This window comes from Xenorhabdus beddingii (assembly GCF_002127545.1).
Taxonomy (GTDB): domain Bacteria; phylum Pseudomonadota; class Gammaproteobacteria; order Enterobacterales; family Enterobacteriaceae; genus Xenorhabdus; species Xenorhabdus beddingii.
The window spans coordinates 1-21,465 of record NZ_MUBK01000025.1 but is presented as its reverse complement, the minus strand read 5'-3'; the positions used below and the strand labels follow the sequence as shown (position 1 = coordinate 21,465).

Genomic DNA, 21,465 nt, shown 5'->3' with positions numbered 1-21,465 from the left:
GTGAGCTAGATCAAATTCCAAAACAAGGACTTAATTGAACGATATTAATCTCATCACATGACTAATCAAGAATTTTTTTCAAAAAATGCTGGAGGCAACCGATTTCGGCCTGTATAATGCCGCGGCAATATTTTATCCCTCTTATTGCTCCATAGCCTGGTGAGATATTGCCCATGTTACGAATTAAAAAAGAAGCATTAACGTTTGACGATGTTTTGTTGGTTCCTGCCCATTCTACAGTCCTGCCCAATACCGCAGATCTGTCCACTCAATTAACCTCTACTATTCGCCTGAACGTACCTATGCTGTCCGCAGCGATGGATACTGTCACGGAATCTTCACTGGCAATCGCACTGGCACAGGAAGGGGGCATTGGCTTCATTCACAAAAATATGTCAATCGAGCGTCAGGCTGAAGAAGTCAGCCGAGTGAAGAAGCACGAAAGCGGTGTTGTTACCGATCCGGTTACTGTCACGCCACAGACAACCCTGCGTGAAGTCCATGAACTGACCGAACGTAATGGTTTCGCGGGTTACCCGGTGGTCACAGAAGCGAACGAATTGGTGGGTATTATTACTGGCCGTGATGTGCGTTTCGTTACCGACCTGGATCAGCCAGTAACTGCGGTGATGACGCCTAAAGAACGTCTGGTGACGGTAAGAGAAGGCGAAGCCCGTGAAGTTGTCTTGCAGAAAATGCACGAACAACGTGTTGAGAAAGCCCTGGTTGTTGATGATAACTTCCATTTGCTCGGCATGATTACGGTGAAAGATTTCCAGAAAGCCGAACGTAAGCCAAACGCCTGTAAAGATGAGCAGGGCCGTCTGCGTGTCGGTGCTGCGGTTGGTGCCGGTGCGGGTAACGAAGAGCGTGTTGATGCATTGGTCGCTGCGGGTGTAGATGTACTGCTTATTGACTCTTCCCACGGCCATTCTGAAGGTGTTTTGCAGCGTATCCGTGAAACCCGCGCTAAATATCCTGATTTGCAAATTATCGGGGGTAACGTGGCGACGGGCGAAGGTGCCAAGGCGCTGATGGAAGCGGGTGTGAATGCCGTTAAAGTCGGTATCGGCCCAGGTTCTATTTGTACAACCCGTATCGTGACAGGGGTGGGTGTTCCGCAAATCACTGCCATTGCAGATGCGGTTGAAGCGCTGGAAGGAACAGGCGTTCCTGTGATTGCAGATGGTGGCATCCGTTTCTCTGGTGACATTGCTAAAGCCATTGCGGCGGGTGCAGCCTGTGTGATGGTCGGCTCCATGCTGGCAGGGACAGAAGAATCTCCGGGTGAAATCGAACTGTATCAAGGTCGTTCATTTAAATCTTATCGCGGCATGGGTTCTCTGGGCGCAATGTCCAAAGGCTCTTCTGACCGTTACTTCCAGACGGATAACGCAGCGGACAAACTGGTGCCAGAAGGTATCGAAGGCCGTGTAGCTTATAAGGGCCTGCTGAAAAGTATCGTTCACCAGCAAATGGGTGGCCTGCGCTCTTGTATGGGTCTGACGGGTTGTGCAACCATTGATGAACTGAGAACTAAAGCCGAATTCGTTCGTATCAGTGGTGCCGGTATTCAGGAAAGTCACGTCCATGATGTGACGATCACCAAAGAATCACCCAACTACCGTTTAGGTCTGTAATTTATTTAGCGTGGCCCGTCTATCGGGCCACTGACTTTTTTATCTATTTTTTATTGCCACTTGTTTTTGGAACTCACCTCAAATGACAACTAATATCCATCAGCATCGCATTCTGATCCTTGATTTTGGTTCGCAATACACTCAGCTTATTGCCCGCCGCATTCGTGAAATTGGTGTTTATTGTGAACTTTGGACATGGAATGTCACTGAAGAGCAAATCCGCGAATTTAACCCGAGTGGGATTATCCTTTCTGGTGGGCCAGAGAGCACGACGGAACACAATAGCCCGCGTGCGCCGGAATACGTTTTCAATGCAGGTGTACCTGTGTTGGGTATCTGCTATGGTATGCAAACCATGTCTATGCAGTTGGGCGGACAGGTTTCTAATTCTGATGAGCGTGAATTTGGTTATGCTCAGGTTGAAATCAAGAATGATTGTGCGCTATTCCGCGATATTCAGGACGCTCTGAGTGAGGCCGGCAAACCGCTGCTGGATGTATGGATGAGTCATGGTGATAAAGTGACGGCGATCCCCGCTGATTTCACCACTATTGCCAGCACGGATACTTGCCCGTTCGCCATTATGGCCAATGATGAAAAACGTTTTTATGGCGTGCAATTCCACCCAGAAGTAACTCACACTCATCAGGGTCTGAATATCCTGAAACGCTTTGTGCTGGATATCTGTCAATGTGAGGCGCTGTGGACACCCGCCTCTATCATTGACGATATCGTAGAGCGTCTGCGTGCGCAGATTGGTGATGATCAGGTTATTCTGGCCCTGTCTGGCGGTGTGGATTCCTCTGTCACCGCACTCCTGTTGAACCGTGCGATTGGCAAGCGCCTGACTTGTGTCTTCGTAGACAACGGCCTGCTGCGTTTGAACGAAGCGGATCAGGTGATGGAAATGTTTGCCGGTAAATTTGACCTGAACATCATCCATGTTAAAGCAGAAGACCGTTTCTTGTCTGCCTTGGCGGGAATTGATGAACCCGAGGCCAAGCGCAAAGCCATTGGTCACGTCTTTATTGATGTATTTGATGAAGAAGCCTCTAAACAAACGCAGGTCAATTGGCTGGCACAGGGCACCATTTACCCGGATGTTATCGAATCCGCAGCATCTGCAACTGGCAATGCCCATGTGATTAAATCTCACCACAATGTGGGTGGCCTGCCAGAAGATATGAAACTGGGTCTGGTTGAACCGCTGAAAGAGTTGTTCAAAGACGAAGTTCGTCGTATCGGTTTGGAGTTGGGACTGCCCTATGAGATGCTCTATCGCCACCCGTTCCCGGGTCCGGGCTTGGGCGTTCGCGTGTTGGGCGAAGTGAAGAAAGAGTATTGTGATTTGCTGCGTCGTGCCGACGCCATCTTTATTGAAGAGCTGCATGCCGCCGACCTGTACCATAAAGTGAGTCAGGCATTTACCGTATTCCTGCCGGTTCGTTCTGTCGGGGTTATGGGCGATGGACGTAAATACGACTGGGTTGTTTCCCTGCGTGCGGTAGAAACCATTGACTTTATGACTGCTCACTGGGCGCATTTGCCCTATGATTTCCTGGGGCGGGTATCGAACAGGATCATTAATGAAGTGGATGGTATTTCGCGGGTCGTCTATGACATCAGCGGTAAGCCCCCTGCGACGATTGAGTGGGAATGATTTAACACTTCCCCAAGCCTCACCAAATCATCATAATTTTCTGATTAAGGCCCTGTTTTCAGGGTCTTTTTGTTTATAGCTGAAACCAAAATAAGAAATTTTGCCGCTTACTCTGCCATAGCTTTAATGGGGGAATTTCTCCCTTTTAATACGAAAGGCGTGGAAAGAGGACTAAAATGTGTCCGGAAGTCCTTGATCACAACAGATTCAAAATGATTAGAACACCTTTACTCGGTATAATACTGGGCTGATTATGGGCCAAGGCCATTCAAAAACGAATTAAAAGTGGAGTTTCACAATGACAAGTACCCAACAACGCGCCGAACTACAGCGTCAAATCTGGCAAATTGCCAATGATGTGAGAGGTTCAGTTGATGGCTGGGATTTCAAACAGTATGTATTAGGTACGCTGTTTTATCGCTTTATAAGTGAAAACTTTGCAAACTATATTGAAGGCGGTGATGAGAGTATCAACTATGCTGAGCTTTCAGATGATGTTATCACTGACGATATTAAAGATGATGCCATTAAAACTAAAGGCTATTTTATTTACCCAAGCCAGCTGTTTACTAATATTGCCGCAAATGCTAATAAAAATGATAATTTAAACAAAGACTTAAATTCAATTTTTGTCGCTATTGAAAGCTCAGCCAGCGGCTACCCATCTGAAGCCGAGATTAAGGGGCTTTTTGCCGATTTTGACACCACCAGTAACCGTTTAGGTAATACCGTTAAAGACAAAAACACCCGCTTAGCCGCTGTATTAAAAGGTGTGGCAGGGCTTCAATTTGGTCAGTTTGAAAATAACAAGATTGATCTATTTGGTGATGCTTACGAGTTTTTAATCTCCAATTACGCTGCTAATGCAGGTAAATCAGGCGGTGAATTTTTTACACCACAACACGTGTCCAGGCTAATCGCTCAGCTCGCCATACACGGGCAAACCAGCGTGAATAAAATATATGATCCAGCCGCTGGTTCGGGCTCACTGCTGTTACAAGCCAAAAAACACTTCGATGCCCACATTATTGAAGACGGTTTCTTTGGTCAGGAGATTAACCATACCACCTATAACCTTGCGCGTATGAATATGTTTTTGCACAACATTAACTACGACAAGTTTAATATTATGTTGGGTAACACCTTAACCGAACCGCATTTTGGTGATGACAAACCGTTCGATGCCATCGTCTCTAATCCACCGTATTCGGTGAAATGGATTGGCAGCGATGATCCAACGCTAATCAACGATGAACGTTTTGCTCCCGCTGGTGTATTAGCGCCAAAGTCTAAAGCCGACTTTGCCTTTGTACTGCACGCATTGAGTTACTTATCCAGCAAAGGCCGCGCAGCGATTGTTTGCTTCCCGGGTATTTTTTACCGCGGTGGAGCTGAGCAAAAGATCCGCCAATATCTGGTAGATAACAACTATGTTGAAACCGTGATCTCATTAGCACCCAATCTGTTTTTTGGCACAACCATTGCTGTAAACATTCTTGTGCTGTCTAAACACAAAACCGACACCACTACTCAGTTTATTGATGCAAGCACTCTGTTTAAAAAAGAAACCAATAACAACATACTTACCGATAATCATATCGAACAAATTATGCAGGTGTTTGATAGCAAAGCTGATATTGAACATTTGGCAAAATCAGTCAGTTTTGAAGCCATCGCCGCTAACGATTACAATCTGTCGGTGAGTAGTTATGTAGAAGCCAAAAACAATCGTGAAGAGATTGATATTACAAAACTCAATGCTGAACTAAAGACTACCGTCAAAAAAATCGACCAGCTGCGGGCAGATATTGATGCCATTGTTGCTGAGATTGAAGGCACGGAGAATAAGGCATGAGCAACATGAGCTTTATGGAAAAACTGCTTGATGGCGTTGAGGTGGAATGGATGGCCTTGGGTATGGTAACGAAATATGAACAACCGGCCAAATATCTTGTTAAATCAACTAACTACAGTGACGACTTTGAAATTCCAGTATTAACAGCAGGTAAGACTTTTATCCTTGGATATACAGATGAAACGGATGGTATTTATAAAGCGTCAGAAACTCCTGTTATTATTTTTGATGATTTTACAACGGCAAATAAGTGGGTTGATTTTGATTTTAAAGCCAAATCATCAGCAATGAAAATGATTTCATCAGCAGATGAGTTTAAGTCCCTATCTAAATACATTTATTATTGGTTGAATACATTGCCTAGTGAATTAGTTGACGGTGATCACAAACGTCAATGGATTAGCAATTTTTCAAACAAGAAAATCCCCATCCCACCCCTCGACATTCAAACCGAAATCGTCCGCATTTTGGACACCTTTACCGAGCTTACCGCTGAGCTTACCGCTGAACTTACCGCACGCAAAAAACAGTACAACTATTATCGCGACCAGTTGTTAAGTTTTGAAGAAGGTGAGGTGGAGTGGAAGACTTTGGGGGAAATTGGTGAATTTATTCGTGGCAAACGTTTTACTAAAGCTGATTATGTGGAACACGGTATAAGCGTTATCCACTACGGTGAAATTTATACACAGTATGGTGTATCAACCAGTCATGCGCTTTCAAAAGTTAGCCCTGAAATGGCAACGACTTTACGCTATGCAGAGCCGGGGGACGTTGTGATAACCGATGTTGGAGAAACAGTTGAGGATGTAGGCAAAGCTGTTGCGTGGATCGGAAATGAAAAAGTAGCTATTCATGATCACTGTTATGCTTTCCGTCATGCGATGAATCCGAAATTTGTTTCCTATTGTATGCAAACAACTCCATTTATTGCTGAGAAAGCAAAATATGTTGCTCGAACCAAAGTCAACACATTGTTGATTAATGGGTTTGCAAAAATATCTATCCCAGTTCCATCCATTGAAGAACAGAATCGTCTTGTCGGCATCCTAGATAAATTCGACACCTTAACCAGCTCCATCAGTGAAGGTTTGCCGCGTGAAATTGAATTGCGTCAAAAACAATACGAATATTATCGCGATCTGCTATTGAGTTTCCCCAAACCAGAGGTAGAAGCATAATATGAGCAAAACGCTAACGGAAATAGCCCAGCAGCTAAAAGATACCAACAAAAAAGTACAACTGATCTATGCCTTTAATGGTACGGGTAAAACCCGGCTTTCGCGGGAATTTAAACAGCTTGTTGCTCCTAAAAATGATAATGATGAAAGTAGCAACAATGAAGAACTATCATTGACGCGTACTAATTTTTTGTATTACAACGCCTTTACCGAGGACTTGTTTTACTGGGATAACGATTTATCTGAGAATACCGAGCCTAAACTCAAAATCCAGCCGAATTCATTTACAGATTGGGTGCTGAAAGATCAGGGGCAAGATCGGAATATCATTGCTAACTTTCAACGCTATACGGATGAAAAATTAACTCCACATTTTAGTGAAAATGGTTCGGAGGTTACATTTTCTTTCGAACGTGGCAATGAAGCACTAACTGAAAATGTTAAAATATCAAAAGGCGAAGAAAGCAACTTTATCTGGAGTATGTTTTACACACTGATTGAGCAAGTAATAAGCGTGTTGAATGTTGCAGAACCCAGTGAGCGAGAAACAGATCAGTTTAATCATTTACAATACGTCTTTATTGATGATCCTGTGAGCTCGTTAGATGAAAACCATTTGATTGAGTTGGCAGTACATCTTGCTCAACTTATTAAATCTAACGAGTCTAGCGTTAAATTCATCATCACGACGCATAACCCTCTTTTCTATAACGTGCTACACAATGAGCTAAACAGTGATGATAAAAGCTATAAAAAGAAATGGTTTGAGAAATACAGGCTGACAAAACATGAAGACAGTACATATCAGCTAGCAATCCAACCTAATGATTCACCATTTTCATATCATCTTTATCTGAAGTCAGAACTCGAAAAAGCCATCGAAAGCGGTCAATTAAGCAAGTATCACTTCAACTTTTTAAGAAATATATTAGAAAAAACCTCTACTTTTCTTGGCTATAAAAAGTGGGGTGATTTATTGCCAAAAACCGATGATGGCAGACCTAATCCTTATGAAGCCAGGATTATTAATATCTCCAGTCATTCAAAACATGCAGGTGAAGAGGTCGCTGAGCTTACGGAAGATGACAAGCGTGTTTTGCGCTATCTGGTTAATGAAATTAATACTATGTACCGCTTCCAACAGGCAGAAGACTAGCGTTAACCAAATTTATAGGTGAAGTATGTACGAATACAAAACGGTTGCTGAATCAAAAAACTTTATCGTACTTGATAAATACATTAAGGAATTACAGCTAAATGAAACCTACCAAAGCGAAGATGATTTAGAACGGGAATTGATCGACGATTTAGTCAGCCAAGGTTATGAATATGTTACCGGCTTAAACACGCCCCAAACAATGTTGGCTAATGTGCAGGCGCAATTGCAGATCCTGAATAATGTTAATTTTTTAGAAAGTGAGTGGCAACGCTTTGTTGAGCAATACTTAGATAAGCCCAACGATAGCAGCATAGACAAAACGCGTAAAATTCATAACGATTATATCTACGACTTTGTTTTTGATGATGGGCATATCGAGAACATCTATCTCGTGGATAAGAAAAACATTGCCCGTAATAAAGTACAAATCATTAAGCAATTCAAGCAAACAGGGGTGCAAGCGAATCGATACGATGTGACCATTTTGGTTAATGGTTTGCCATTGGTACAAATTGAGCTTAAAAAGCGCGGAGTTGCTATCCGTGAGGCCTTTAACCAAGTGCACCGTTACAGTAAAGAAAGCTTTAATACAGAAAACTCTCTGTTTAAATACTTACAGCTTTTTGTGATTTCAAACGGTACAGACACGCGCTATTTTGCCAATACGACCAAGCGTGATAAAAACAGTTTTGATTTCACCATGAATTGGGCCAGATCTGATAATACGCTGATTAAAGAGTTGAAGGATTTTACAGCCACATTTTTTCAGAAAAATACTTTGCTGAATGTGTTAATTCATTATTCTGTATTTGATGTTAGCAATACTTTATTAGTGATGCGCCCCTATCAAATAGCGGCTACTGAACGTATTTTGTGGAAAATTAAAAGTGCGTATCAGGCTAAAAATTGGAGTAATACTGAAAGTGGTGGCTACATTTGGCATACCACGGGGTCGGGAAAAACCTTAACTAGTTTCAAAGCGGCGCGTTTGGCTACTGAGTTGGATTTTATCGATAAGGTGTTTTTTGTGGTCGATCGTAAAGATCTGGATTACCAGACCATGAAAGAATATCAACGTTTTTCGCCTGACAGCGTTAATGGTTCGGAGAGTACCGCAGGGCTAAAACGGAATATTGAAAAAGATGACAATAAAATTATTGTTACTACCATTCAAAAATTTAATAACTTAATAAAAAGTGAAAGCGATTTACCAATATACAATAAGCAAGTCGTGTTTATTTTTGACGAAGCACACCGCAGCCAGTTTGGTGAAGCACAAAAAAACCTAAAGAAGAAATTTAAAAAGTATTATCAATTTGGTTTTACGGGCACGCCAATTTTCCCGCAAAATGCTTTAGGCGCAGATACCACCAGTAGTGTATTTGGCCGAGAATTACATTCGTATGTGATTACCGATGCCATTCGTGATGAAAAAGTGTTGAAGTTTAAAGTTGATTATAACGATGTAAGACCACAGTTTAAGTCCATTGAAACCGAACAAGACGAGAAAAAGTTAACAGCGGCAGAAAACAAGCAAGCTTTTTTACATCCTGTTCGTATTCGTGCAATTTCCCAGTATATTTTAAATAACTTCAGGCAAAAAACACATCGTCTCCAAGCCGGTGGCAAGGGGTTTAATGCCATGTTTGCTGTCAGTAGCGTGGATGCCGCCAAAGCTTATTATGAAGCGTTCAAGCATTTACAAAAAGAGACTAAAGAAAATAAAGCAAATAAAAAACCGCTTAATGTCGCCACTATCTTCTCTTTCGCCGCTAATGAAGAGCAAGATGCTATTGGTGAGCTTATTGATGAAAGTTTTGAGCTCACCTCAATGGACAGCAGCGCCAAAGAATTTTTAAGCGCGGCCATTGATGATTATAATGCAGCGTTCAAAATGAATTTTGGTGTAGATAGTAAAGGTTTCCAAAACTACTATAAAGACCTTGCTCTGCGGGTGAAAAATCAAGAAGTCGATTTACTGATTGTTGTTGGCATGTTCTTAACAGGATTTGATGCGCCGACATTGAATACTTTATTTGTCGATAAAAATCTGCGTTACCACGGTCTAATGCAAGCTTTTTCACGCACTAACCGTATTTATGACGCCACGAAGACCTTTGGCAATATCGTCACCTTCCGTGATTTAGAACAAGCTACAGTTGACGCTATCACTTTGTTTGGTGATAAAAACACTAAAAACGTGGTGCTGGAAAAAAGCTATAAAGAATACATGGAAGGCTTTACTGATTTAGTCACCGGCGAAGCACGTCGCGGATTTTTAGAGGTAGTGACAGAGCTACAAAGACGCTTTCCTAATCCTGATGATATTGTTAAAGAGCAAGATAAAAAGGATTTTGCCAAACTATTTGGTGAATATTTGCGTGCGGAGAATGTACTGCAAAACTATGATGAATTTGCAGGATTAAAGGCTCTACAACATGTAGATATTAGTAATCCAGAAGCTGTTGAGGCATTTAAAGCTAAATACTACCTGAGTGATGAAGATATCGCCGCGATGCAAGCGATTGAGATGCCAACCGAGCGTGCTATTCAAGATTATCGCTCAACCTATAATGATACGCGTGATTGGTTACGCCGTGAAAAGTCGTCTAACGAGAAAGATAAATCTACTATTGACTGGGATGATGTCGTCTTTGAAGTGGACTTGCTCAAATCGCAGGAAATTAATTTAGATTACATTCTTGAGTTGATTTTTGAAAACAATAAAAAGAATAAAAATAAGGCAGAATTAATTGATGAAGTTCGCCGTTTAATTCGTTCCAGCCTTGGCAATCGAGCAAAAGAAAGTTTAATTGTTGATTTCATTAATCAAACTAACTTAGACGAAATTATCGACAAGGCCAGTATTATTGATGAATTTTTCAAATTTGCTCAAGCTGAACAAAAACGTGAAGCAGAAGAGTTAATTAGCTCGGAGAAATTAAATGAAGATGCGGCTAAGCGCTATATTACAGCATCATTAAAACGAGAATATGCAAGTGAAAACGGCACAGAGCTCAATTCCACTCTACCTAAGTTAAGTCCACTTAACCCGGAATATAGAACGAAAAAGCAGACTGTTTTCCAGAAGATTTCTGCATTTGTTGAGAAGTTTAAAGGTGTAGGTGGGAAAATATAGATGTAAGCTACTAAGGAAACATCGCATACAGAGACTCTCTCTATTATGAAAACTTATGTACAGGGTCTAGATGGTTTCAATTATGGCTTCATCCAGTTTAAGAAGCATATGCTTCTTAAACATGAAACCACCCGCTATGCGCTGAGGAATCCCCAGAAAATAGACAGGCATAGCGTTGTGTGATCTACTGATTGTTCCACCAAGTCAATAAGGTCACCGCTATGCCTGCACGTGAAATATGTCATAACTTCTTTGAAGATGCTTTAGCACCGTTTCATCAATATCGTCAGAATGCATTAATCGATGCCACTGTCGCTTTGATTAATGGAGCTTCTCTTACACTCACCAGTATTGGACGTTTTTTACCAGGAAGCGCTCACGTCAAACATAAAATTAAACGCGTTGACCGACTACTCGGTAATAACGCTCTCCATAGGGATGTTCCTGATATCTTTCGTAATATTATTGCCATGCTGACTGAATCACTCTCATTGTGTGTCATTGCTGTTGATTGGAGTGGATATCCCTCACAAGAACATCATGTGCTCCGCGCTGGTTTAATTTGTGATGGGCGCTCAATCCCTTTGTTAAGTCAAATAGTTCCGTCATGTGAACAACAAAATGTAAAGATACAAAACGCATTTCTTGACACATTAGCACGCGCTGTTAACCCTAAAGCCAGAGTTATTATTGTTACGGATGCAGGCTTTCAAAATGCCTGGTTCAAACATATAAAAACGCCCGGTTGGGATTTTGTCGGACGCATTCGAGGAAATACTCAACTAAGGCTTGAGAAATACGGTGAGCATTGGTTTAAACGGCAAGCGTTAAAAGCGATGACAACACCCCAATTTTTAGGGCTTGGTACACTATCAAAAGCGGAATATGCACGTTGTGATGGTTATTTTTACCTTCATAAAAGAGCCAATAAAGGTAGAAAATTCAAAAAATCACGATATCGAATGGTGCGAAAATCTCAGGTGAAAGATGGGTGTTCGGCAGCGATGGAACCTTGGCTTATTTTTACTAGCATGGATGATTTTAAGCCTCGTCAGGTTATGAAACTTTACAGCAGGAGAATGCAAATAGAGCAAAATTTCAGAGATGAAAAGAGCAAACGTTTTGGGTTTGGGCTGAGGGTTAGTTATAGCCACGGCGCTGGTCGCTTATCGGTATTGAGTTTTCTTGCAACACTGAGTTCGATTGTACTTTGGTTGATTGTTTTTTATGCTGAAAATAAAGGAATACATCTTAATTATCAGTCAAATAGTATTAAATCAAGGAGAGTCATCTCTCATCTGACATTAGCGAAGAAGGTATTACGTCATTCGCCGCTAATATTATTTGAAATCGTACTTAATAAGACACTCAAATACCTCGCCAAAATCTACCAAAATATGGTTTTGATTTACTAGCGCTGATTTGTGGGGATCCCTCAGCGCTTCGGCGGGGTTTTTGCTTTCTTGGGTTAATGATAACATCGGAAAATATCACCTCTTTAAACTGGATTTTTCTTGCTCTTGGGTGTATCAAGGTAGATGGGTTTGACTCTGAATGAGGGAAGAAAAATGCCGGGGAATATAGCTCTTCCGTATCATGAAATAATGTTACATTATGCTCAGCACAGAAGAAGAAACTTAGGGTGGCTGCGTTATATTGCTGGCTCGACCATTGGCTATCTGGTGGATAATACTCATTACCAATTGATACGGCGTGTATTCGTTTTTATCGATGTTGGTTATCGTACAAGTCCACAACCAACAAATGATTTTCTATGCGATGATATTACTGAACAAGATCTGGCTCAGGGTGTATTCACTTTGTTGAATCAAGTGAACGTTAATTGTATTTTTCTGGCAATAGATCGGGTTGGAATGAGACGTCATCCTCAGATTGTAGCGAACAGGTGCGGGATGCCTGTTTTTGCACCACAAGGGAACATAAGAATCGAATTTCAACCGAATAATATTAACCCCACGCAGTGTTTTCTCGAAAAAAACCCACCACTCAATCAGATAAAATATTTTTATCCACAATTTTAATGGTTGTCTGCTGTTACTTGCAGCCTGCTGGTGAGTACGACAAGTTCAAAACCCCAATATGGGAATAATTCCAAGCCTCGCACTCGCGGGGCTTTTTCATTTCTACCCGTAGTCAACTCAGCGCTGATAACCGAACGGGGTCGGTCAACACCAATATCGTAGTTAAATTAACATATTAGGTGTTATCTTGGGTGATTCGGTCAACATACTGACATCCCTCTACGCTATGTAAATCAATTAGTTAATTTTATTTTCAGAGAAAAAGAGATCACCCCATGAAAGATGAATTCGAATGGTGCGATGAATTCGATGGATTTTAATTCCCCCAAATTCGAGGGAACCTAGTAGTCTACTTTTTATTTTCGCCTTTTTTCAATTTAAGCCCAAAGAGAACAAGCCCAATAGCCAATAAGCTTTCGACAGTACCCAGTAAAAAATCATCATATTGAATAAATCTAATACCCGCCATAAAAAGTAATATCACACCGGCAAGAATGAATTTAAATGACTTTTGTTTGAGTGGGTTTTTATCGTTCTGTTGCATAAAAATCCTTTATATTAAATGTTAAAATCTAGCATGAGTTTCACATATTCGGTTATTCCGAACAACTGAATCCTAACTATTTGAGGTTCATTAGATATGGTAATCCCCATATCGGCACCCTATTAACTCACTAACGAGGTGAATGATGGAAAAACGTATTGAAGAACTGGAACAAAAGGTTATTGAGTTGGAAAAACAGCTCACTGAACTGCAAGGAGCTGTTAGTCATTATCATGCCATCCATCAAGTAGCGATTGATGAAATTAGACTCATGCTAGCAAGATGATTTCTTTATGTATTTTGCATATGATTAATCGTTAGTCGATTGAGCAAGTAGCAAGGTATTTATTGTATGCTTAAGGGCTAATTGCGATTAATTATTCAATATTTCCATGATAGAGGATTTTGTTGTTCACTGTGAATTTTTCCAATAGTAAGAAAAATCTTTGTTTTTAGCATCATAAAGCAAGTAAACAGTTTGATTTCATTGGGAGTATCAGAGTCAATAAAAGAATAAGAATTCTTTATGGAACCATCCTCGCTCATAATGTTAACAGACATCTCGTCAGAGCGTTTGTCTGTTGGATAATCTAACCGGTACTTATCTAAATGCGGCCTGTAATGTAAGCTCTGGAAAATTAAGTTCCCCTATCCGATCTACAAATATTTGTGGGTTCATGAAGAGTCTCCATCAGGAATTGTTATGATAAATTGTCCAAAATTTATGATATTAACACTATCAGATACGGGAGTATCTGTAACTTTTAATGGAACTGTAGGCCATTACAACAACAAGGGAATTCTTAAGTTATGCATAGGTAATAAAATGGATATTCCCGCACACATTAAAGTTTTTGATAAGCGTTCCGTGATTACCACTAAAGCTGATATCACTTAATTTCAGCGCAAAATTTAGCTTACCTTCTTTAACTAACTCACAGGGGCGAACATAGCTCACCCCACGGACGCCCATTGTTCAGATGGGGTGGATTATGAAGATGAAAGAAAACCCTGATTTGTGGGCCGATTTATTGAACGGCCTGAGAAACTCGTGGCCGCAGATATCCGGCTCCGCTTTGGCAATTGCCATTTGTTACGGTCGCCTGATTTACGACGGTGTAGAACGGAAGAACCGATGGGTAGAGGCGTTATTGTGTGGTGCCTTGTCATGGTGTGCTTCCAGCGGTCTGGAAATGTTCGGCATTCCCGGTAGCTTTGCACCGGCTATCGGTGGCGCTATTGGTTTTATTGGTGTTGAAAAGATACGGGGATTTGCTATCCGCGCCATCAATAAGCGTTTGGGAGGTAAAGAATGAGCAGAGGCATTCGTAATAACAACCCCGGCAATATTGATCACAACCCTGCCAATAAGTGGCAAGGTCAGTTAAAGCATGACCCAAAGATTGAGAAGCGGTTCTGTCGGTTTGAATCCCCTGAGTATGGTATTCGGGCACTGATGAAGTTGCTGTCCAACTACCACAAGAATGGTTATCAGACCGTGGCGAAGATGATAGACCGTTGGGCACCGACTAATGAAAACAACACATCGTCTTATATCAAGGGTGTTGCTAAGGCACTGAGTGTCGATCCCCATCATGTTATCCGTGTGGATAAAGCCACCTTGATTGCATTGGCTAAATCCATTATCCGGCACGAGAACGGTAAGCAACCGTATTCCGAGGCGACGTTTGAGAAAGCGTTTGAGTTGCTATGAAGCTGGAAAAATTTATCTTTCCAGTCGCCTTGATATTGTTCGGTGGTATGGCTTTTGCTCTCCAGTTGCAAAGTGACAAGATAGCAGAATTGAAGAGGAATAAAGCCGAACTCAGTCAATCCCTATCTGAACAAATCGCCATCAACACCACCCAGCAAGAGCGGATCAAACACCTTGCAGAACAGGATGCAAAGCACTTACAGGTACTCGCCAATGCCAAGAGTAAAATCGATGAGCTTCACACTGCTTCTCTTGCTCACCCTGAGCGGGTGTATGTCAAAGCCAAGTGTCCCGTGCCTAAAACCACTGCCCCCTCCGGCATGGATGATGCAACCCCCGCCCGACCTACAGACTCCGCTATCAGAAATTATTGGCTACTCAGAGAACGCATTGCCACCTCTGAACAAATGATTTTGGGGTTACAGGAGTATGTTAGGACGCAGTGCCGGTAAGCCCCTAGGACTCAGGGGCTGAGGGTGTTTTGGTGGTGATTATCGTCGAGGGGGGATCCCCCCCATAACACAATCCAATATATCTTGTTCGTTGTCGGTGTTGGCAGTTGGGTGGTTCCGAACATGAGCTACCCAAGCATTTACTTGGTTATGAACAATTGGTCGATTTTGCTGGACTCGATGTCGAAATAAGTGTGCTACGACCTGATCAAAATTGACGAATTCACCCCTAACTATAGGTGGAAGTATATCCTGCTCGTAGCTGAGTGGAGTTATATTGAAAGCATGGTGAGCCAAGGTATAGGTATCAGCCCTATTTTCTATTCTGCTTTGGGTCGCATAAAAACCTAAATGATTGATATAACTACTTATTGTCCTTTCTGCCACCACATTACGAAGACGATAGGCGACAAGAACTGTGAGAGTCATATTATGCTGCGCATACCCTGTTATCGCTAGAGATCTAACACCATATTGTAGGACAGGTCTGATAAATTGTCTTAGTTCATTATAAATATCTTGGTGTCGTTCGGACATAACCACCTCCAAAAAGAAACCTATTTGCAACAACACATAAACCCCTTCGAAACAAATAACAAGCGAATAATACTGAACAATTAGTACCACTCTGAAAATAAAGGCAATATTTCTTTGCCCATTCCCTTGAATGGCTAAAGGAATATGGATAACCCATGCTGCCACTCCGTTCCTGCCGCGTACCCAACGCACACGGATTGGTGGCATTTTTATTTGCGCCGGGTTATCGCCGTCTGCCTGTATGAGCCATGACATGTTTCCTTTCACATCGAGCGTACAGACAGAATCAAAAATAACCCATGCCACCGGATAGAACGGATCATTATCAGCAACATCTCGCTGTAGGCAGACGAAGTGGTGTGACAGCCGGAGAGACGGCCTGTATTGCCATCATCATTCATTGAGTGGTGATCGCCATACAGAGCAGCAATGTCCGATTATCGGATATTGGATAATAAGTGGCTTTCTGAACGTTTTCCCAGAATTTTATATCACCCTAGTTCAACATTTGTCGGGGTTATATCAACCCAATCAGTTGAATATGCTAAATGAGGCAAAAACAATGATGATAATTCGTATTAATGAAGATGGCAGTGCTTCAATAACGGCTGCTGGATATATGGCATGTTACGGTAAGGATGGAAAACTTAAGATGACTGTAGGGGATGCGCCCCAGTATCTCGTCATTCACAATGCATTCAAACCGAAAACAAAGACCTACGATGCAGGCATGACACTGTCAGTGGATGCGGGGATCACCAGTGACGATCACCTCCGCCAGATAGTCCGTGAAGAAATAAGACAGTTCGTCAGCCGCGAGAGTGGGCGAGGCGGCCTGTTCTCGAAGTGGTGACATCATGCCACCGCGTATCCCCAGAGCCTGCCGTCAGTCAGGCTGTCCCAAGACCACCACTGACCGCAGCGGCTACTGTCCTGATCACCTGCACACCGGCTGGCAATCTCACCAGCAAGGCCAGAGCCGGCATCAACGCGGTTACGGCAGCAAGTGGGATAAACTCAGGGCCAGAGTCAAGCAACGGGACAAACACCTGTGCCAGCAATGCTTACGCGAAGGGCGCGCCGTAACCGGGGTGACCGTTGACCACATCAACCCCAAGGCCCATGGCGGCACGGATGAACTGTCCAACTTGGAATTATTATGCTGGTCTTGCCACAGGCGCAAGACCGCCACGGAGAGACTGCGATGAGTCACGAAGAACAAACATTGCTCATGTTTAAAGGGCTGGTCAGTGAATTGCCCGATGACTATCGTCAAAACTACGCACACTGCGTTGATGTCATTCGAACGCTGCTCGCGGATTACCCCCACGGTGAAGCCTTGCTGGCGCTCGGTATGATCGGGGCAGAGCAGCAGAGGCAAGGTCAGTGGGCGCAAGGTCAGAAACATTAGTCTCATGTTAAAACCCTATCAACAGGGATAGTGACGATGAGGTTAACCCTGATGTGATTTTAATTTCCATGTGAAATCATTACACATGTCATAGTCACGCAAGGGGGGCGGGTCAAATCGCTACCCCTCTCGCCCCTGAGGACCGCCGCCTTCCCTCTTTTCACATCGCCGCGAAATACAAACCTTTTTTTGGGGTGCCCCAACCGCGCCGTTTTACAGGAGAAATCACATGGCAGGACGACCGCCAACCCCGACCCACCTGCGTTTGGTGAGGGGGAACCCCTCCAAGCGCCCGATTAACACCCGTGAGCCGATGCCGGAAAAAGGGGTCCCCCCTGTCCCCAAGCATTTCGGGAAAATAGGCCGGTACTGGCACGAGCGGATCGCCGGGGAACTGGATAAGGTCGGTGTGCTGACTAGCCTGGATGCGAAAGCCCTTGAATTGCTGATTGAAGCCTACGTCGAATACCGCACCCACTGTGACACACTGGAGAAAGAAGGTTACACCTACCGCACCGATCAGGGGTTAATTAAAGCGCACCCGGCGGCAGGCATGAAAGCCGATGCATGGAAACGTATCCACACCATGCTGGGCGCGTTCGGCATGTCACCCTCCAGCCGGTCTAAGGTCAACATGGCCGGGGAAGACAAAGCCGATCCCCTGGCTGAATTTTTACACATGAGGGATTAATCATGGCAAAGGTATCAGACGGCATCCGCTACGCCGAACGGGTTGTGGCGGGGGAAATTGTCGCCGGGGAACTGGTCAGGCTCGCCTGTCAGCGATTCCTCAATGACCTGAAAACCGGCGAGGCGCGGGATATCCATTTCAGCGAACCCCGTGCCCGGCATATCCTGAATTTTTACAAATTCGTGCCCCACGTCAAAGGGGCACTGGCAGGCAAGCCCATTGATCTGATGGACTGGCATATTTTTATTCTGATTAACCTGTTTGGCTTTGTGCGTCCGCTGGTCGATGAGTCCACCGGCGAGGTAGTCTTGCGCAATGACGGCAGCGGGCGGCCGGTGATGGTGCGCCGTTTCCGCACCGCCTATAACGAGGTGGCACGCAAGAACGCCAAATCCACCCTGTCGTCCGGTATCGGGTTGTACATGACCGGCGCAGACAGCGAGGGCGGGGCGGAAGTTTATTCGGCCGCTACCACCCGTGATCAGGCGCGCATTGTCTTTGAGGATGCGAAGAACATGATCAAACAGGCCAGACCTTCATTGGGACGGCTGTTTGAGTTCAACAAGCTGGCGATATATCAGGAACAATCGGCCTCCAAATTTGAGCCGCTGTCCAGTGACGCCAATAACCTGGACGGCCTCAACATCCATTGCGGCATTGTCGATGAGCTGCACGCCCACAAGACCCGCGATGTCTGGGACGTACTGGAAACTGCCACGGGTGCCCGGCTGCAATCACTGCTGTTCGGCATCACCACGGCGGGCTTCAACAAGGAAGGGATTTGTTACGAGCTGCGTGACTATGCCGTCAAGGTTCTGCGTGGTCAGGTGGAGGATGACACTTTTTTCGGTCTTATCTACACCCTCGACAAAGAGGACGATCCCTTTGATGAAACCGTCTGGCAGAAAGCCAATCCCGGACTGGGGATCTGCAAGCGCTGGGATGACCTGCGGCGGCTGGCGAAAAAAGCCAGAGAACAGGTCTCAGCCCGGCATAACTTCTTCACCAAGCACATGAATTTGTGGGTCACGGCGGAATCAGCGTGGATGGACATGCTGAAATGGGATGACTGTGAACCGATTGCCCCGCCGCATGAGCTGAAAACCTACCCGCTGTGGGTCGGGGTGGATTTGGCGAACAAGATTGACATCTGCGCCGCCGTCAAGGTGTGGCAGGCAAGCAACGGTCATGTTCATGCCGACTTTAAGTTCTGGCTGCCGGAAGACCGGATGGAACGCTGTTCCCGGCAGATGGCGGAGCTGTACCGCAAATGGGGGGAGATGGGCGTCCTCACCCTGACCGATGGCGAAGTGGTGGATCACGGCCAGATAAAGGAAGAGCTGCAACACTGGGTCAGCGGTGAAAACCTGAAAGAAATCGGCTTTGACCCGTGGAGCGCCACCCAGTTCAGCCTGGCACTGGCGGAAGAGGGATTACCCCTGATTGAAGTTTCCCAGACCGTGCGCAACCTGTCGGAGGCCATGAAAGAGGTTGAGGCGCTGGTCTACAGCGGCAAGTTCCATCACAACGATCACCCGGTCATGAACTGGATGATGGCTAACGTCACCGCCAAACCGGACAAGAACGACAACATTTTTCCCAACAAATCCACGCCGGAAGCCAAGATAGACGGTCCCGTTGCCCTGTTTCGCCATGCTTCACTGGAAAATCCCCGTACCCCGCTGACAGCAGAAACGGCTGATCCTGACGGCCTGTTCAGTGCCGACGTGTATGTCAGTCCGGAAACGGCCATGAAACTGGCCGCCGTCTACGCCTGCATTTATGTGCTCTCGTCCTCCGTGGCGCAAATGCCGCTGCATGTGATGCGCAAAACCGGAAAATCGGTGGAGATGGCGCGTGACCACCCGGTGTTTTATCTGGTGCACGATGAACCGAACGACTGGCAGACCAGCTATAAATGGCGGGAGCTGAAACAGCGCCATGTCCTCGGCTGGGGCAATGGTTATACGTGGGTGAAGCGTAACCGCAAAGGGGACGTGTCCAGCATTGAGGCCTGCATGCCGTGGGAAACCACCCTGTTGAACACGGGGGGGCGCTATACCTACGGGGTCTATAAAAACAGAGGGCTGGAAAGCGAATGCGTAGGTTATCCGGCGGGGTGATTATCTGACGGTGGGCAATGAATTGAAGATGGTGACGGACAATGTCGTCAGTGATGGCAAGGGCGCGGCCATCATTCCCTTTTCCCCCATGTTGCGTTATTCACCGAAATTACATGATCGTATTGAAACCGAACGACCCTTTGGGGTTTTTAAGCAGACCAGCAGCGATCAGGGGAGTTTCCAGCGCAAGCCGGGGATTTTCACCAGTTCCAGCCTGTCTTTTGAAGAGGCATTATTCTGATGTTTTACCATCCGTTTTCTAATGACATGGTGCGGGCCATCAATGAAGGAGCGCATCTGGTTCTGGCCGCCCGGCTGGACTTCGTGTCCGGGACTGTCTGCGCGCATACCGGCGTCGGGAATTTGGTTATTGCGGGTGAAACGTATCTTGGCGTGGGTAATCTGGGGGAAGTTGAAGCCGCATCGGAAAGCATGACCACCAGCCCAACCCAACTGGTTTTAAAGCTGACCGGCTTTGATCGGGGGCTGGTGGGAACCGTGTTAAACGAGCGGGGACGCGGCAGGGAAGCCCGGGTCATGATGGTCGCCATCGGGGAGAATGGTCATCCCACCTTGGCCGAAGTGCTGTTCGCGGGGCAGATCTCCACCATCAACGTGGTGGCGGGTAATGAAAATGCCGTCAGTGTCACCATTTCCAACCGTTTTGAGCGCTGGTCAATGGGGCTGCCCGATAGATTTACGGATGAATCATGGCAAGCCCGGCGGCAGGGGGATCGCATTTTCCGGTATGTGGCACAGATGGCGGAACGCGCCATCTACTGGGGCAACAAAAAAGATGCGCCTGCTTTCATTTACAAATAGGTGATATGATAACCAGCTTAACTTATTACGGATAAGGTAATGGCATGAAATATTCCTCACTTTTTGTCTCTGCTGTGTTGTTGTTTTCATCTTCTTCGTATGCAATGGCACAGGAAGGCTATTGGTATGAGGGGGCCCCAAGTATTCAGAAAAGGGGTTGAAGGAACTCATTCAAGAAGCAAAAAACACCCCGTCAAATCAGTGCGCGACTTGCAGGAATACAACAAAGGGGAAGTGGAAGTTTATGTCAACAAATCGAAATGTGATTTGCGTAATTTGGAAGAATACGCAAGGGCATTAGAAAAGAGGCTAGAAGAGAATGAAGTATCCCACTCTTAGCCACGATCTCAATCAAGTGAATAGCCTCATTTACGGGGCTTTTTTGTTGGTAGTGTCCCGTCCTAAATAAAGTTGACACTTTCCTTCATCTCTTTAGGAGAGTGTTATGAAATCAGAAAGTAAACGCACTCAGCGTGATTATTCATTGGCTTTTAA

22 protein-coding genes and 1 pseudogene are annotated in these 21,465 nt (G+C 44.7%); 21 read left to right on the top strand and 2 right to left on the bottom strand.

Annotation, left to right across the window (positions count from 1 at the left end; genetic code table 11):
* Positions 1 to 173: 173 nt before the first annotated feature.
* The 8 genes from guaB to Xbed_RS14150 all read left to right on the top strand — a co-directional run bounded on the left by guaB (position 174) and on the right by Xbed_RS14150 (position 12,676).
* On the top strand, positions 174 to 1,640 hold the full coding sequence (guaB, locus tag Xbed_RS14185) for an IMP dehydrogenase (protein WP_086113562.1): 1,467 nt from the start codon (positions 174 to 176) through the stop codon (positions 1,638 to 1,640).
* A gap of 82 nt (positions 1,641 to 1,722) precedes the next feature.
* Complete coding sequence (gene guaA, locus Xbed_RS14180) at positions 1,723 to 3,300, top strand: glutamine-hydrolyzing GMP synthase (RefSeq protein WP_086113561.1); 1,578 nt, start codon at positions 1,723 to 1,725, stop codon at positions 3,298 to 3,300.
* A gap of 298 nt (positions 3,301 to 3,598) precedes the next feature.
* The gene (locus Xbed_RS14175; protein WP_086113560.1) at positions 3,599 to 5,155 is read left to right on the top strand and encodes a type I restriction-modification system subunit M; all 1,557 of its coding nucleotides are present in this window, start codon (positions 3,599 to 3,601) and stop codon (positions 5,153 to 5,155) included.
* Complete coding sequence (locus Xbed_RS14170) at positions 5,152 to 6,336, top strand: restriction endonuclease subunit S (protein WP_086113559.1); 1,185 nt, start codon at positions 5,152 to 5,154, stop codon at positions 6,334 to 6,336. The genes Xbed_RS14175 and Xbed_RS14170 overlap by 4 nt, the downstream gene beginning before the upstream one ends.
* Position 6,337: 1 nt before the next feature.
* Positions 6,338 to 7,492 carry an AAA family ATPase gene (locus tag Xbed_RS14165; RefSeq protein ID WP_086113558.1) on the top strand — a complete coding sequence of 385 codons (1,155 nt, stop codon included), beginning with the start codon at positions 6,338 to 6,340 and terminating at the stop codon, positions 7,490 to 7,492.
* 25 nt (positions 7,493 to 7,517) lie between these two features.
* Positions 7,518 to 10,634 carry a type I restriction endonuclease subunit R gene (locus tag Xbed_RS14160; protein ID WP_086113557.1) on the top strand — a complete coding sequence of 1,039 codons (3,117 nt, stop codon included), beginning with the start codon at positions 7,518 to 7,520 and terminating at the stop codon, positions 10,632 to 10,634.
* A gap of 221 nt (positions 10,635 to 10,855) precedes the next feature.
* On the top strand, positions 10,856 to 12,049 hold the full coding sequence (locus Xbed_RS14155; RefSeq protein WP_086113556.1) for an IS4 family transposase: 1,194 nt from the start codon (positions 10,856 to 10,858) through the stop codon (positions 12,047 to 12,049).
* 153 nt (positions 12,050 to 12,202) lie between these two features.
* Positions 12,203 to 12,676, top strand: a complete 474-nt coding sequence (locus tag Xbed_RS14150; RefSeq protein WP_086113555.1) for a hypothetical protein — start codon at positions 12,203 to 12,205, stop codon at positions 12,674 to 12,676.
* A gap of 349 nt (positions 12,677 to 13,025) precedes the next feature.
* Here Xbed_RS14150 and Xbed_RS14145 read toward each other — a convergent pair whose 3' ends face one another.
* Positions 13,026 to 13,220: a hypothetical protein gene (locus Xbed_RS14145; protein WP_086113554.1), complete on the bottom strand. Its 195-nt coding sequence runs from the start codon at positions 13,218 to 13,220 to the stop codon at positions 13,026 to 13,028.
* Positions 13,221 to 13,365: 145 nt separating this feature from the next.
* On the opposite strand from Xbed_RS14145, the gene Xbed_RS19760 reads away from it, so the two are divergent.
* The 4 genes from Xbed_RS19760 (at position 13,366) to Xbed_RS14125 (ending at position 15,386) form a co-directional block, all read left to right on the top strand.
* A complete protein-coding gene (locus tag Xbed_RS19760) occupies positions 13,366 to 13,506 on the top strand; it encodes a hypothetical protein (protein ID WP_167371921.1) in 141 nt (46 codons plus the stop codon).
* 706 nt (positions 13,507 to 14,212) lie between these two features.
* Complete coding sequence (locus Xbed_RS14135; protein ID WP_422641365.1) at positions 14,213 to 14,536, top strand: phage holin, lambda family; 324 nt, start codon at positions 14,213 to 14,215, stop codon at positions 14,534 to 14,536.
* Positions 14,533 to 14,934, top strand: coding sequence for a structural protein (locus Xbed_RS14130; protein ID WP_086113552.1), 402 nt, complete (start codon positions 14,533 to 14,535; stop codon positions 14,932 to 14,934). The genes Xbed_RS14135 and Xbed_RS14130 overlap by 4 nt, the downstream gene beginning before the upstream one ends.
* Positions 14,931 to 15,386: a lysis protein gene (locus Xbed_RS14125; RefSeq protein WP_086113551.1), complete on the top strand. Its 456-nt coding sequence runs from the start codon at positions 14,931 to 14,933 to the stop codon at positions 15,384 to 15,386. The genes Xbed_RS14130 and Xbed_RS14125 overlap by 4 nt, the downstream gene beginning before the upstream one ends.
* A gap of 39 nt (positions 15,387 to 15,425) precedes the next feature.
* Here Xbed_RS14125 and Xbed_RS14120 read toward each other — a convergent pair whose 3' ends face one another.
* On the bottom strand, positions 15,426 to 16,178 hold the full coding sequence (locus tag Xbed_RS14120; RefSeq protein ID WP_086113550.1) for a hypothetical protein: 753 nt from the start codon (positions 16,176 to 16,178) through the stop codon (positions 15,426 to 15,428).
* 307 nt (positions 16,179 to 16,485) lie between these two features.
* On the opposite strand from Xbed_RS14120, the gene Xbed_RS19470 reads away from it, so the two are divergent.
* The 9 genes and pseudogenes from Xbed_RS19470 (at position 16,486) to Xbed_RS14080 (ending at position 21,309) form a co-directional block, all read left to right on the top strand.
* Positions 16,486 to 16,776: a hypothetical protein gene (locus tag Xbed_RS19470; RefSeq protein ID WP_139837497.1), complete on the top strand. Its 291-nt coding sequence runs from the start codon at positions 16,486 to 16,488 to the stop codon at positions 16,774 to 16,776.
* 4 nt (positions 16,777 to 16,780) lie between these two features.
* Positions 16,781 to 17,131 carry an HNH endonuclease gene (locus Xbed_RS14110; RefSeq protein WP_086113548.1) on the top strand — a complete coding sequence of 117 codons (351 nt, stop codon included), beginning with the start codon at positions 16,781 to 16,783 and terminating at the stop codon, positions 17,129 to 17,131.
* Positions 17,128 to 17,334 (top strand): hypothetical protein, encoded by a 207-nt coding sequence (locus Xbed_RS14105; protein WP_086113547.1) that lies wholly within the window; start codon positions 17,128 to 17,130, stop codon positions 17,332 to 17,334. The genes Xbed_RS14110 and Xbed_RS14105 overlap by 4 nt, the downstream gene beginning before the upstream one ends.
* Before the next feature lie 229 nt (positions 17,335 to 17,563).
* Complete coding sequence (locus tag Xbed_RS14100; protein ID WP_086113546.1) at positions 17,564 to 18,025, top strand: phage terminase small subunit P27 family; 462 nt, start codon at positions 17,564 to 17,566, stop codon at positions 18,023 to 18,025.
* 2 nt (positions 18,026 to 18,027) lie between these two features.
* Positions 18,028 to 19,674 (top strand): annotated as a pseudogene (locus Xbed_RS14095) (terminase large subunit); the annotation flags it as partial.
* 102 nt (positions 19,675 to 19,776) lie between these two features.
* Entirely contained in the window at positions 19,777 to 20,148 is a 372-nt protein-coding gene (locus Xbed_RS20240; protein ID WP_339373814.1) for a phage portal protein, read from the top strand.
* Positions 20,149 to 20,158: 10 nt separating this feature from the next.
* A complete protein-coding gene (locus Xbed_RS14090; RefSeq protein ID WP_139837496.1) occupies positions 20,159 to 20,389 on the top strand; it encodes a hypothetical protein in 231 nt (76 codons plus the stop codon).
* Complete coding sequence (locus Xbed_RS14085; protein ID WP_086113543.1) at positions 20,389 to 20,970, top strand: hypothetical protein; 582 nt, start codon at positions 20,389 to 20,391, stop codon at positions 20,968 to 20,970. The genes Xbed_RS14090 and Xbed_RS14085 overlap by 1 nt, the downstream gene beginning before the upstream one ends.
* A 126-nt stretch (positions 20,971 to 21,096) precedes the next feature.
* The gene (locus Xbed_RS14080; RefSeq protein WP_086113542.1) at positions 21,097 to 21,309 is read left to right on the top strand and encodes a hypothetical protein; all 213 of its coding nucleotides are present in this window, start codon (positions 21,097 to 21,099) and stop codon (positions 21,307 to 21,309) included.
* Positions 21,310 to 21,465 lie beyond the last annotated feature (156 nt).

Coding starts and splice junctions, on each gene's coding strand:
- Xbed_RS19760 (WP_167371921.1), top strand. CDS start 13,366: ATGGAAAAACGTATTGAAGAACTGGAACAAAAGGTTATTGAGTTGGAA.
- Xbed_RS14100 (WP_086113546.1), top strand. CDS start 17,564: ATGGCAGGACGACCGCCAACCCCGACCCACCTGCGTTTGGTGAGGGGG.
- guaA (WP_086113561.1), top strand. CDS start 1,723: ATGACAACTAATATCCATCAGCATCGCATTCTGATCCTTGATTTTGGT.
- Xbed_RS14175 (WP_086113560.1), top strand. CDS start 3,599: ATGACAAGTACCCAACAACGCGCCGAACTACAGCGTCAAATCTGGCAA.
- Xbed_RS14110 (WP_086113548.1), top strand. CDS start 16,781: ATGCCACCGCGTATCCCCAGAGCCTGCCGTCAGTCAGGCTGTCCCAAG.
- Xbed_RS14170 (WP_086113559.1), top strand. CDS start 5,152: ATGAGCAACATGAGCTTTATGGAAAAACTGCTTGATGGCGTTGAGGTG.
- Xbed_RS14130 (WP_086113552.1), top strand. CDS start 14,533: ATGAGCAGAGGCATTCGTAATAACAACCCCGGCAATATTGATCACAAC.
- Xbed_RS14085 (WP_086113543.1), top strand. CDS start 20,389: ATGTTTTACCATCCGTTTTCTAATGACATGGTGCGGGCCATCAATGAA.
- Xbed_RS14165 (WP_086113558.1), top strand. CDS start 6,338: ATGAGCAAAACGCTAACGGAAATAGCCCAGCAGCTAAAAGATACCAAC.
- Xbed_RS14150 (WP_086113555.1), top strand. CDS start 12,203: ATGCCGGGGAATATAGCTCTTCCGTATCATGAAATAATGTTACATTAT.
- Xbed_RS14145 (WP_086113554.1), bottom strand. CDS start 13,220: ATGCAACAGAACGATAAAAACCCACTCAAACAAAAGTCATTTAAATTC.
- Xbed_RS14125 (WP_086113551.1), top strand. CDS start 14,931: ATGAAGCTGGAAAAATTTATCTTTCCAGTCGCCTTGATATTGTTCGGT.
- Xbed_RS19470 (WP_139837497.1), top strand. CDS start 16,486: ATGATGATAATTCGTATTAATGAAGATGGCAGTGCTTCAATAACGGCT.
- guaB (WP_086113562.1), top strand. CDS start 174: ATGTTACGAATTAAAAAAGAAGCATTAACGTTTGACGATGTTTTGTTG.
- Xbed_RS14155 (WP_086113556.1), top strand. CDS start 10,856: ATGCCTGCACGTGAAATATGTCATAACTTCTTTGAAGATGCTTTAGCA.
- Xbed_RS14135 (WP_422641365.1), top strand. CDS start 14,213: ATGAAGATGAAAGAAAACCCTGATTTGTGGGCCGATTTATTGAACGGC.
- Xbed_RS14120 (WP_086113550.1), bottom strand. CDS start 16,178: ATGTCATGGCTCATACAGGCAGACGGCGATAACCCGGCGCAAATAAAA.
- Xbed_RS14080 (WP_086113542.1), top strand. CDS start 21,097: ATGAGGGGGCCCCAAGTATTCAGAAAAGGGGTTGAAGGAACTCATTCA.
- Xbed_RS14105 (WP_086113547.1), top strand. CDS start 17,128: ATGAGTCACGAAGAACAAACATTGCTCATGTTTAAAGGGCTGGTCAGT.
- Xbed_RS14160 (WP_086113557.1), top strand. CDS start 7,518: ATGTACGAATACAAAACGGTTGCTGAATCAAAAAACTTTATCGTACTT.
- Xbed_RS20240 (WP_339373814.1), top strand. CDS start 19,777: ATGAAACTGGCCGCCGTCTACGCCTGCATTTATGTGCTCTCGTCCTCC.